The sequence below is a fragment of the Glaciimonas sp. PAMC28666 genome, from assembly GCF_016917355.1.
In the GTDB taxonomy this organism is placed as follows: Bacteria; Pseudomonadota; Gammaproteobacteria; order Burkholderiales; family Burkholderiaceae_D; genus Glaciimonas.
This window is the reverse complement of sequence record NZ_CP070304.1, coordinates 509,172-521,730: the sequence shown is the minus strand read 5'-3', so window position 1 is coordinate 521,730 and position 12,559 is coordinate 509,172. Positions and strand designations below refer to the sequence as shown.

General features: G+C 56.0%; 10 protein-coding genes. All 10 read left to right on the top strand.

Features of this window, described 5'->3' with window-relative positions:
• The first annotated feature begins 380 nt into the window (after positions 1-380).
• On the top strand, positions 381-1,118 hold the full coding sequence (gene flgA / locus JQN73_RS02290) for a flagellar basal body P-ring formation chaperone FlgA (protein ID WP_205321519.1): 738 nt from the start codon (positions 381-383) through the stop codon (positions 1,116-1,118).
• 155 nt (positions 1,119-1,273) lie between these two features.
• On the top strand, positions 1,274-1,597 hold the full coding sequence (flgM, locus tag JQN73_RS02285; protein ID WP_205321516.1) for a flagellar biosynthesis anti-sigma factor FlgM: 324 nt from the start codon (positions 1,274-1,276) through the stop codon (positions 1,595-1,597).
• The gene (locus JQN73_RS02280) at positions 1,594-2,049 is read left to right on the top strand and encodes a flagella synthesis protein FlgN (RefSeq protein WP_240162398.1); all 456 of its coding nucleotides are present in this window, start codon (positions 1,594-1,596) and stop codon (positions 2,047-2,049) included. The genes flgM and JQN73_RS02280 overlap by 4 nt, the downstream gene beginning before the upstream one ends.
• A gap of 302 nt (positions 2,050-2,351) precedes the next feature.
• Positions 2,352-3,494 carry a flagellar biosynthesis protein FlhB gene (flhB, locus tag JQN73_RS02275; protein ID WP_205321514.1) on the top strand — a complete coding sequence of 381 codons (1,143 nt, stop codon included), beginning with the start codon at positions 2,352-2,354 and terminating at the stop codon, positions 3,492-3,494.
• A 20-nt stretch (positions 3,495-3,514) separates the two neighbouring features.
• Positions 3,515-5,605, top strand: a complete 2,091-nt coding sequence (flhA, locus tag JQN73_RS02270) for a flagellar biosynthesis protein FlhA (protein WP_205323130.1) — start codon at positions 3,515-3,517, stop codon at positions 5,603-5,605.
• Positions 5,602-8,241 carry a flagellar biosynthesis protein FlhF gene (gene flhF, locus JQN73_RS02265; protein WP_240162397.1) on the top strand — a complete coding sequence of 880 codons (2,640 nt, stop codon included), beginning with the start codon at positions 5,602-5,604 and terminating at the stop codon, positions 8,239-8,241. Before flhA ends, flhF begins: the two co-directional genes overlap by 4 nt.
• A gap of 10 nt (positions 8,242-8,251) precedes the next feature.
• Positions 8,252-9,091 (top strand): flagellar biosynthesis protein FlhG, encoded by an 840-nt coding sequence (locus JQN73_RS02260; RefSeq protein WP_205321512.1) that lies wholly within the window; start codon positions 8,252-8,254, stop codon positions 9,089-9,091.
• 36 nt (positions 9,092-9,127) lie between these two features.
• Positions 9,128-9,871 (top strand): RNA polymerase sigma factor FliA, encoded by a 744-nt coding sequence (locus tag JQN73_RS02255; RefSeq protein WP_205321510.1) that lies wholly within the window; start codon positions 9,128-9,130, stop codon positions 9,869-9,871.
• Positions 9,872-10,141: 270 nt separating this feature from the next.
• Complete coding sequence (locus tag JQN73_RS02250; RefSeq protein WP_205321508.1) at positions 10,142-10,654, top strand: chemotaxis protein CheW; 513 nt, start codon at positions 10,142-10,144, stop codon at positions 10,652-10,654.
• Positions 10,655-10,712: 58 nt separating this feature from the next.
• A complete protein-coding gene (locus JQN73_RS02245) occupies positions 10,713-12,374 on the top strand; it encodes a methyl-accepting chemotaxis protein (protein WP_205321506.1) in 1,662 nt (553 codons plus the stop codon).
• Positions 12,375-12,559: the final 185 nt, after the last annotated feature.

Genomic DNA, 12,559 nt, shown 5'->3' with positions numbered 1-12,559 from the left:
TGAAGTTTTCCGGGCGGCATCCCGGAACTTTGTATCAACGGATTATAGGCAGGCACGACGGGCAGCAATCGTAGGAACAGGTGGGAAATTCCGGTGCAATTCACGCCTTGCAGGAAATTGCTACGCTGCAGGGGCGATGCGTGTTGCGGAGCGCTTTGTGCAGCGCTTTGCGGAGCGGCGTCCGCGTGATCTGCGTGTTGGATGTCGACAAACTTTCGTGCAATCGTATGAACAAGGCCCAAAATTCGACGCACATCAACAGTTTCGCTCTGTCTGCAATTGCCTACAATCAAAAATTACTTTATCGTGGGCGCAACTTGCATGTCACCGCTCCTGTTTTTCAGCCCGGCAAGTTCTACAAGATAGAAAATTGATCTAACATGCATGCAAATAGAAACTGGCCTGGATTGTTCGCGGCGACATTATTTTGTCTCGTCGGAGCAACGCTGACGCCAGCCGCAAGTTCCGCAGCCGGGTCGCGACTGGCACCGCTTGACGGGGAGGCGCGACCTGTCATTGAACGCTTTTTAATAAGTCAGACCGCCGGAATGCCGGGCAAGGTCAGCATTACGATCGACACGCCCATGTCCGGTGCGTTACCGGCTTGCGATGCGCCCGAAGCCTTTTTGCCGAGCGGCGCCAGATTATGGGGACGGGTGTCGGTCGGGGTCCGCTGCAATGCTGGGCAAGTAGGACCATCAGCCTGGACCCGCTATGTGCCGGCCTATGTTGCCATCGTTGGGAATTATTATGTCGCGACGCGCCCTATTCCCGCCGGGGAGAAGCTGACTCCAGCCGATATCGAGGTGCGTGAAGGCGATCTGACGACACTGCCACGCAGTGTTATTACTAATCCGGCCCAGATCAACGGCATGATTGCTTCTAACCACATCGGGTCGGGTGCGCCGCTGCGCGCGGAGCTGCTAAGCGGTGCGATCGTGGTGCGCTATGGCCAAAATGTCAGGTTGGTGGCACAAGGGAACGGGTTCGTCGTCAGCACTGAAGGTAAAGCCGTCGGCAACGCCGCGGTCGGTGGTGCGGTAGCGGTAAAGGCCCAGAGCGGGCAGCAACTCAGTGGCATCGTGGGGCCAGATGGTACAGTGGAAATATCGAATTGATAATATATGTCTTTGAGCGATTTTGATCTTCTCCTATACTTGATGGATGGATTATTAACGCAATCCAAGGCCGGGCGCGGTGCAAGTTTTAAAGCTTCCCTAAAGTTTTAGCGTAATCTACCGTTATAGCTATCAGAGAAAACTGAGGAAATATTGTGAAAATCCAGCAACCCATCACTGCGCTGAGTAGTGCAATCAGTCCGCCCGGCGGCCAGGCGCGCGCATCAACTGCATCTGACGCCGCAGGCGTCGCGACGAGTGTTACGCCACAGTCACCAGCGGACCTGACGTCGCTGGGAGCGCAAGTGCGTCAACTGCAAACCCAATTGGCGCAACCTGGCGCGGGCGATTTTAATGCTGCACGCGTGGAGCAAATTCGTCTGGCCATTAGTAGTGGACAATATCAAGTGAATACCGGCAACATTGCCGATGGACTGATTAAATCGGTACGTGAATTATTCGGCCAGCAAACATCATGAACAAACTGCTGACTCACCTGACCGAGGAAAGTGCGGTTGTCGATGCTTTTCTGAAATTGTTGGATCAGGAAGAGGCAGCAATGACTAATGGTAACTTTGATACATTGTCAGCCATTACCGAACACAAGGCGCAACTGGTGGATCGCATTGCTGCGCTTGATCTGGAGCGCGAGCACCAGCTCCGGGCAGGTGGGTATCCGGTCGATCGCGACGGTGCTGACGCCGCTGCAGCAGCAGGCGGTGTCACGTTGCAACGGGCTTGGCAAACCTTGCTTGAGCGTGCTGCGCAGGCGCAGAAGCGCAATCATCACAATGGTGTACTGATTCATACTCATTTGAATTACACCCGGCAGTCGATCAACCAATTGCGTGGCAAGAGTCAGTCCTTGTATGGGCCGGATGGCAGACATAAGGGCGCGCTTGGCTATGGCAATAATATTGCTTCAGGCTGAGATTTTTGGTAGAGCGGTGACCCAAAATAGACACAGTCGCTTCACTGTATTTGCCCCTATATTTGATCCTGTATTTGACCATGTATCTGGAAACTACACCGGGCCGTGCTCACCAGGACGGACGTCAAGATCCAAGCCACAAAATCCATTGATGATGTCCCCTTATGTCCTCCGATCCAGCTTCGCCCGATTGTGTGAGAAGCAGGTCAATCCCCGCCTTGTTTGGCCGATCAATTCATTGCCTGTGCATCGATAATCCTTCCTGATGGGGCGCTCTTCGCCTCTGCTGGTTCGGAGCAAGCATGGCGGAAGAAAGTGATCTCGAAAAGACTGAACCCGGCTCTGCCAAGCGCATTGAAAAGGCGCGGGAGCAAGGGCAGGTTGCGCGCTCCCGAGAATTAAGCACATTTGTATTATTGGCAACCGGTATTTTTGGGCTGTGGCTTAACGCCGGGCCGCTGAGTGCGCATTTGAAACATGTGCTAAGCCAGAGCTTGCAGTTTGAGCGGGCCGCCGCCTTTAATCCAACGACAATGATGGAGCTAGCCGGTAAAGTCGCTTTCGAAGGGCTCGAGGCAGTCCTACCATTGTTGGGCATGATGGCGCTGGCGGCACTGGCGGCACCGCTGATGCTGGGCGGTTGGCTGTTCACGACCGAATCGCTGCTTCCCCATTTCTCCAAACTCAATCCTGCAGCAGGTATCGGCCGCATGTTCTCCACGCAAACGCTGGCCGAACTGACCAAAGCGATTGCCAAGTCGGCGCTGGTAGGCGGTGTCGCCTATCTGGTGATCTCCCGCAATGTGAAGAGCATTCTGGCCCTGTTGAGCGAGCCGGTACGGATTGCCCTCCCGCATATGGCCAGCGTGGTTGCCAACTGCTGCACGATGATTATCCTTTCGTTGTTAATAGTAGTGGCGCTGGATGTGCCTTATCAATTGTGGAGTCATTACCGCAAGCTGCGTATGTCGAAAGAAGATCTGCGCCAGGAGCACAAGGAAAGCGACGGCGATCCGCAGATCAAAGCCAAGATCCGCAAACAGCAGCAGGCGATGGCCAAGCGCCGCATGATGGCGAAAGTCGCAACCGCCGATGTCGTCCTAACCAATCCGACCCACTTTGCGGTAGCGCTGAAGTACGACGATAAAAAAATGCGCGCACCACGGGTGGTTGCCAAGGGCAGCGATCTGGTGGCATTACGCATCCGCGCCCTCGGTGAACAAAACAACGTGCCGATTCTGGAGGCGCCGCCATTGACGCGGGCGCTGTACTGGCATACCAATCTGGGCGACGAAATTCCTACCGCGCTTTACACCGCGGTGGCGGAAGTGCTGGCCTGGGTTTTTCAATTGAAGCAATGGCACAAAGAAGGTGGCGTCGCGCCACGCACGCCGAGCGACCTGCCGGTCTCTGAAGCGCTTGATCCTTTGGAAGGTCGGGCATGAAGCAGGAAAATACCTCATTGATGGCAGGATTGTCTTCCTTGTTGCGCTTGCCAACGCTATTGCAGGCAAGCGGACAGATGAAAGGTTTGGCCGGGCCGATCCTGATCATCATGATCCTTGGCATGATGATCCTGCCACTCCCGCCATTTCTGCTTGATTTGCTGTTTACCTTCAATATCGCCCTGTCGGTGATGGTGCTGCTGGTCAGCATGTACACGATGAAGGCGCTCGACTTCGCTGCTTTCCCGGCAGTTTTGCTGTTTTCAACTCTATTGCGGCTGTCGCTTAACGTTGCCTCTACCCGAATTGTTTTGCTCGAAGGCCACACCGGGCCAGATGCAGCCGGCAAGGTCATCGAAGCTTTCGGACATTTCCTGGTCGGCGGCAATTTTGCGGTCGGCATTGTGGTCTTTATCATTCTGGTAGTCATCAACTTTATGGTGATCACCAAAGGTGCCGGGCGTATCGCCGAGGTTGGCGCGCGCTTTACGCTCGATGCAATGCCGGGCAAGCAGATGGCGATTGATGCCGATCTCAATGCCGGTCTGATCGGCGAGGATGTTGCGCGCAAGCGCCGGGCCGAAGTGGCGCAAGAAGCTGATTTTTACGGGTCGATGGATGGCGCCAGTAAATTCGTGCGCGGTGACGCGGTTGCCGGATTGCTCATTATGTTCATCAACATCATCGGCGGTTTGGTTGTCGGTGTCGCCCAACATGGGCTGGATCTGTCGGTGGCCGCAAAGAATTACACCTTGCTGACGATCGGTGATGGCCTGGTGGCGCAGATTCCGGCATTGGTGATTTCGACCGCCGCCGGTGTGATTGTGTCGCGCGTGACGACTAATGAAGACGTCGGGCAGCAATTGATGGGGCAGTTGTTTGCCAATCCCAAGGTGCTGTTTTTGACGGCCGGTATTATTGGGCTCATGGGCCTGGTGCCTGGTATGCCGCATGTGGCGTTTCTAATTATCGCCGGCGGCCTTTGCTGGATCGGACGCCGCCGGATGCAGAGTACTGCGCGCGGAGCGGTGGCGTCGAAAACACCAGCGGTGGCATTTACGGGATCGGAAGAGCCTGCCGAGGCGACCTGGGACGACGTTGTGCTGGTGGATACGCTTGGGCTGGAAGTCGGCTATCGGCTGATTTCAATGGTGGATAAAGCCCAAAAGGGAGAGTTGTTGGGCCGCATCAAGAGCATCCGTAAGAAATTTGCGCAGGATATCGGTTTTCTGGTGCCGGTGGTGCACATCCGCGACAATCTGGAACTGAAACCGAATGCCTATGTGATTACGCTCAAGGGCGTCGAGATCGGCCATGGCGAAACCTGGCCCGGTCAATGGATGGCCATCAATCCGGGGCAGGTGAGCGCCAAGCTGCCGGGCACCCAGACGATTGATCCGGCCTTCGGTCTGCCGGCCTTCTGGATCGATAAGAATTTGCGCGAACAGGCGCAGATATTCGGGTATACCGTGGTTGATGCCAGTACCGTCGTGGCGACCCATCTGAACCACCTGATCCATACGCATTCGGCCGAGTTGCTGGGACGGCAGGAAGTTCAGCAACTGCTGGACCGTATCGCCAAGGACGCACCCAAGCTATCCGAGGATCTGGTGCCCAAGATACTCAGTCTGACCAGTGTGCAGAAGGTATTGCAGAACTTGCTTGATGAAAGTGTATCGATCCGCGACATGCGCACCATTCTTGATGTGTTATCCGAAAATGGCCCAAGCGTGAGCGATGTCAACGAGTTGACGTCGTTAGTGCGTCTGGCGCTGGGTCGTGCGATCACGCAGCAATTGTTCCCCGGTAAAGAGGCGCTGCAGGTCATCGGCCTCGACGCTTCGCTTGATCGCGTGTTACTGCAGGCATTGAGCAATGGCAGCGGTTTGGAGCCGGGACTAGCGGACAACCTGTTACGACAAACGCAGGCGGCAATTGCCCGACAGGAACAAATTGGTTTGGTCCCCATCCTGGTTGTACAACATCCGCTACGGGCTTTGCTGGCGCGCTTTTTGCGCCGCAGCCTGCCGCAGCTCAAGGTGCTGTCTCATGCTGAGATTCCGGATACCCGTACCATTAAAGTGACCGCCACTATCGGAGGAAAAGGTTGAACACCCCTAACAATGCGACCACCATCGTTGCTCCCACCAGTCGGGAAGCCTTGCGCCTGGTTCGCGAGCAACTGGGACCTGACGCCGTTATTTTGTCGAATCGTGCCCACGCCGACGGCGTAGAAATCATCGCCATCGCCGATAGTGCGGACCTGCCACCGGTGCCGTCCCGTCTGGCACCGAGGCAAGCGGTTGCGCCAGAACGTCCAGTCATGCCGGTCATGGAATCGCCTCCCGCTGTTATGCCGACCATCGCGCCCATCGCTGCACCGTCCTTTGCCGCGACAATGGATCCGGCTATCTCAACCCGTCCGATCATGCCAGTGATGGCAGCCGTTCCCGCGGTGGCGCCCATCGTCGCTCCTGTCCAGGTATCATTACCGGTCGCCGCTTTGTCGGACGGTCTGCCACCGGGGCCAGCGACCGATAGTGTCATCAGCGAAATTCATGCGATGCGCAGCATGATCGAAGAGCAGTTTGCCGGCCTGGCATGGAATGACAAGCAACGGCGCGATCCGGTGCGCGGACATCTGTTGCGGATGTTGCTCGGTGCTGGTTTTAGCGCACGGCTGGCCAAGGCGATGCTTGATCATCTGCCGACCGGCCAGAATTTCGCCTCCGGCACGGCTTGGGTAAAGGCAGAACTGGCACGGAATCTTCCTGTGATGGAAAACGAAAGCGCCATGATGGACAGCGGCGGCGTTTATGCATTGATGGGACCTACCGGTGTCGGAAAAACGACGACCACTGCAAAGCTTGCGGCCCGGTGCGTGATGCGCTTCGGCCCGGAAAAGCTGGCGCTGCTGACAACTGACAGTTATCGGATCGGCGCTTTTGAGCAGTTGCGTATCTATGGACAGATTCTGGGCGTGTCGGTTCATGCGGTGAAAGATGCCAGCGATCTGCGGCTGGTACTGAACGATTTGCGTGACAAGCACATGGTGCTGATCGATACCGTTGGCAAGAGCCAGCGCGACCGCAGCGTCTCTGATCAGGTTGCCATGCTGTGTGGTGCCGGCCGTCCGGTCAAGCGTCTGCTGTTGCTCAACGCTGCCTGCCATGGCGATACCCTCAACGAAGTGGTGCACGCCTATAAACATGGCGCGGGCGACAACGAGCTGGCTGGCTGTATCTTCACCAAAGTTGACGAGGCCACGCATCCAGGCGTGCTGATCGATACAGTGATTCGGCACCGGTTGCCGGTACATTATGTCTCGACAGGCCAGAAGGTACCGGAAAACCTGATGGTCGCCGACCGATTACAACTTGTCGAAAGCGTGTTTCAGGCAGAGAGTCGAAGTGCGTTGTTCGTTCCCGGCGAGGCGGATCTGGACCAAAGTCCGACGCCGTTACCACAGGAAGTCGAAGGCGCGGCCGCGGAGGCAGTTGCGCAAGCCGCACAAGCCGCACTAATGGCCCGCCTGCGGACGCAATGTCAACAGTTGATCCGCGCGCTGACGCACGATGCACAAGAGCTCTCCGCGAATGTTGATGCGCTGGCCGGTGGTCAAATCGGTTTCGACGGTACGCGGGCTTTGTGGCGCGACCTGACCGACGACACCATCAGTACCAGAATGCTGGAGAAGAAACTGTTGATGCAGGCCAGTACCGAAGTAGATTCGGGTTGCGATGCCTATGTATTGGCAATGGGCGGCAAAGTTGCCCTGCATTCAGAGCAGAGTGGTGACGCCTATGCATTGCATGGGAGCTTGTTGCTGTCGGACCGTGACGGTATACCATTGGCGGCCCCACACCAGTTGCTGACAACTGCTGCCAGCATGCCGGATTCAACGTCAGGCAAGGCGGCCGCTGCCAGTTTGCGGCAACTCGATTGGTTGCGGCAGCAAGACTTTGGAAAGCCGATGGTGCATCTGCCGGAGCGCATGCCACTACCCGACATGCTGCTGACATGGCAGGCCAGCGGACTATGCTGGCTGGTGCGGGGCCGCGCCACAAGCGCAGTGATCGACGCCGATGGTAAGCCTGGCGCGACCCTGGCCAGACTGGCTGACAAACTCGCATTCGCTCCCCCACAAAGCGTCATGTACAAGGGCAAGGCGGCCCTGCAATCATTGGCGGAGATGCCGGTCAGGTTGCGCTTGAGCGTCAAAGGCAGGCCCGATACCGAGGTCTTATCAAGCTTGTTGCCGACTTTGCGCTGTGTCGTTGCTCGGATTGTCGACCCGCAAAGCGGCAAGCTACTGGCGCACTGGTATTTGCTGAGCAATCTGGGTGCGCAAGTGAGCGGGTCGCAGCTTGTTGCATGGTACCGCTGGCGGGTCGAGGTTGATCCGTATTTCAGATTACTGAAGGAGGCCGTAAATCAGCTTGGCGGTTGCGGTCAGCCGGGCGATGCCGACATGCTCAAGCGTATGTTGACCGCCGGCCAGGCCAGCATCACGGTATGGCGTCTGTTGCAGGCGCGGGATGACTGGGCCAAGGTGGCGCGTAGTCTGCTGGTGCAACTATCCGGGCGTCCGGTACGGGCCGGCGCGGCGCGTCCGGCGTCCGCTGCGGTGTTGTTTGAGGGTTTAGGCAAATTGTTCGTATTACTGGAGACGTTGGCACTGACACTGGATGCGGATAGCGGAATGGCGTCGCAGCGCGTGCCGGGTGTCGCCGCGGTACAGGGTTGAGGAGGCGATTTTGAATAAGCTGGTGAGCGATCAGGCTGATGGTTTACGTCGTTTGATGGCGCGTCACTCCGGCGCTCATCCGACCCGCGTTGTTGCGCTGGTTGGCAGCAGCCCGATGGTGGGCGCGACCAGCGTCGCACTCAATCTGGGCGCTGCATTGGCGCAACAGGGCAAGGAGGTGCTGTTGCTCGACGAGACCGGTGGAGCGCAGTCGGCCTGTGCAATCTGGAATATCCAGGCCACGGGAGTTTGGGCTGATGTCACCGCGCAACGCTTGTCGTTGGGTGCTGCTGCCGGACGGGCTGATTGCGGTGTTCTGGTCATGCCGATAGCTGAGGCCGATCGTACCCCGGACAGCGGATCTGCAGATTTGCGCGCCCTGTTTCAAGGGCAGGTTTTATTGATCGACGCCCGCCTCGATAGCGATGGCGCGTTGTCGCCGCTAGCCGCGCAGGCCGACGACGTGGTCGTGATTTTGCGGCCGCAAGCGGCGTCGATTACGGCGGCTTACGCCTGTATCAAGCGGCTGCATTATGTCCATGCCCTGCAACAGCTGCGCATCATGATTAATGGCGCCGCGAGCTTACCCGAGGCGCAGCGCGTGCAAAGTAATCTTGCCAGCACCGGCAGCCGCTACCTGGCGCTTGCGCTGGAGCCTGCCGGTTGCGTGGTGACCGATCCACATTTACCGCATGCGCACCAATTGCATCGGACTGTGGTGGAAGCGTTTCAGACAAGTCCTGCAGCCGTCGATTTTCGCCGCATTGCGACTGAATTACTTGTATGGCCGTGGCGACCACGAACGGCCGCTTCACATTCGCAATGCGCCGTAGCAACCATCGCAGTTTGACCGTTCAGTTTAGTAAAGCGGGAAGAGAAATCAGTCATGTATACACCGCAGGGAAAAATCGATAAGTCCGATACGCTGGAACAGCACGCGCCGCTCGTCAGGCGGCTGGCTTTGCAGTTAATCGCCAAATTGCCCGCCAATGTCGAGCTCGACGACATGATTCAGGCCGGTATGCTGGGCTTGCTGGATGCCGCCAATCGTTATCAAGATAATTTGGGCGCCAAGTTTGAGACTTATGCGAGTCAGCGTATTCGAGGCGCGATGCTCGATGAGTTGCGGGCAAACGATTGGCTATCGCGCGGCTTGCGACAATCTTCGCGTAGCGTTGATGCGGCTGTGCAGGCGTTGGAGCAGACGTTGGCACGGGCACCCACAGAACGGGAAATTGCGGAGTCGATGAAGTTGACATTAGAGGCGTATCAACAGTTATTGTCCGAAATTCATGGCTCCCAACTCTTGTATTATGAAGACTTCGACGGTGGTAATAACGACAATTCGTTCCTCGATCAGCAGAGCGGCGGAGAGACACGTTATGCGCAAAACGGACCGTTGGAGCGCATGCTGGAAAGCGGTATGCGGGATACTCTGGTCGAAGCCATTGAGGCGATGCCGGAACGCGAACGTCTGCTACTCAGTTTGTATTACGAGCAGGAACTCAATCTGCGGGAAATCGGTGCGGTAATGGAAGTGAGTCAATCGCGCGTATGCCAGATGCACAGCCAGGCAATCAGCCGGCTGCGTACACGATTGCGTGAGACGGCGTGGAGCGAAGCGGCCTGAGGCTTGAGTGATGCGGCAACTGAGCTATTCTCAATGAAAAAAGTCATTTGCAGAGTGGGCGCGATATCATTTTCAGATTGGCGTGATGGATTTCGCCACGCAGGACGATCAATATGAAAATGTTTCCATGTCGTAAATAGAGAGCTCTTCCGTGTCCTCTTTGCCTCATCAATGCGTGCTCGTTTTGTATATATTGGTTGCGCAAAGGTGTTACGTCCCGACCACTGTCCGGTCCGGCAACCATATTTTCTTTTATCAAGGACGAAGTTGATGACGATTGTCGCTCAAGCTTACAGTTCGACGCGCCGTTCTGCGGCAATACCAGATGTTGCAGGTCGCGAATTTCTTATCTTTACCCTGGGTAAGGAAGAATATGGGATCGATATCCTTAAAGTGCAGGAGCTGCGCGGTTACGACAACGTCACGTATATTGCCAACGCGCCTGATTTTCTGAAAGGGGTGGTAAATCTGCGCGGGGTTATCACGCCCATCATCGACATGCGCATCAAATTCAAGCTCACGGCGACACCTTATGATCAGTTTACAGTGGTTATTATTTTGCACTTTGAGAGTCGGACTGCGGGGATTGTTGTCGACGGTGTGTCCGATGTGATTACCTTGTCGGCCGACCAGATCAAGCCACCTCCGCAGATGGGAACGGTGCTGAAGACCGATTATCTGATCGGCCTGGGCGCGCTTGATGACCGTATGTTGATACTGCTGGATATCGATAAGTTGATGTCGAGCGAAGAAATTGGCCTGGTCAATAATCTGACAGCATGAGCGCAGTTTGCTTCATCGAATCCCGCACCGCCGCAAAATAATTAAAACGAGGAGTGAGATGACATTCGCTAACACAAGAATAGGTAGTCGTCTGGCGCTGGGATTCACGTTGATCCTGCTGCTGGTGGCGATGATTGCCGGTATCGGCATCTGGCGATTACAGCAAACCGGTAACGCGGTTGAGGTCATGGTATCGCAGTACCTGCTGCGCGAAAGATTGGCAACGCAATGGGAAAGTGCGGTTACGATTAATTCTGTGCGCACCATCGCGCTGACGCGTAGCGACAACATCAAGACGCAGGAGTCTTTTTCGGCCCAAATGAAAGCGACATCTGAGCGTGCTACTGAACTGCAGAATCGGCTCCAGTCGCTGGTAAACGATCAAGGCCGGCAGGGTCTGGCGGAAATCGCCGCAGCGCGGGAATCGTACGTAGAAATACGAAAATCCTTGCTGGCGTCACGGAAGTCGGTCACGCCGGAAGAAACCAATCTGCTGATCGAGCAGAAAATGATGCCGGCACTCAACGAATATCAGGGCAGGTTAAGAAAATTTGTTGAACTTCAACAGGCAGAAATTGATGCCGCCGCATTGAAAATCAATGCGAATTATCGCTCTGGGCGCATGCTGTTAATCCTGCTTGGTATGTCGGCAATGATTGCAGGAGCGTTACTTGCCTGGCGTTTGACGGTCGGTATTGTCAATCCACTAAACGCAGCAGTTCGGGTCGCGCGGCGAGTGGCGCAGGGCGATCTCAGCTCTGTCATCGAGGTTCGGTCGACAGATGAGACGGGGCAATTATTGCTCGCCGTGAAGGAAATGAATGCCGCTCTGGCGCACACTGTCAGCCGCGTTCGTGCTGGGACCGAGACGATCGTTGCCGCCTCACGCCAGATCGCCGCCGGCAACCTCGATCTATCGAGTCGAACGGAAGCGCAAGCCGCTAGTCTGGAACAAACTGCCGCATCCATGGAGCAGTTGACCGCAACGGTCAAGCAAAATGCCGACAATGCGCGCCAGGCCAACCAGCTTGCCGAAAGTGCGTCGGCAGTGGCGCAGAGCGGTGGGAGAATGGTGGCGGACGCGGTCGAGACTATGGTCGTCATTCAAGACAGTTCACGCAAGATTGTGGACATCATCGGCGTTATTGAAGGAATTGCTTTTCAGACGAATATCCTAGCTCTGAATGCAGCGGTAGAAGCTGCACGTGCCGGTGATCAAGGACGCGGCTTTGCGGTGGTCGCGACTGAAGTCCGGCATCTGGCCAAGCGCGCCGCCGCGGCCGCCAAGGACATCAAGTCATTGATCAATGACTCGGTTGAAAAAGTCGATGCCGGGAGCAAGCAGGTTGGCGATGTCGGGCGGACAATGACCGACATTGTGGGTTCTATTAAGCACGTAGTGAATATTATGGCGGAAATTACTGTGGCCAGTGAAGAGCAAAGGAGTGGGATCGAACAGGTCAACCAGGCAGTCGGCCAGATGGACCAGGTGACACAGCAGAATGCCGCTCTGGTTGAGGAGGCTGCCGCTGCTGCACACAGTTTGCAGGAGCAGGCTGAAGAGTTGCTGCAAGCCGTGCATATTTTCCGGCTGGCAAATCGCTCCGAAAATGGTGACTTGGGTAACGTTGAAAGGCAGGATGTTGTATCCTCTGCCACCAACCATCAATCAAGTACGATAACTGAAAATAAGACTAACGCACTCGTCTTTCCACTATAAGTGAAAGTGCCGCAAACGCTGAAAGAGGCACATTAACCCAGAGGCACTGATTGATTCAGTGTGGAAACAACATGATTTTCCCGGCACCCTCGATTTTCCCAATTGGGCGAGGGCACCGGGCCGAATTTGATGCGTTTTTGATGTGTTTTGCATCTTTAGCTATGACCACCATTGTCGCCATGCGC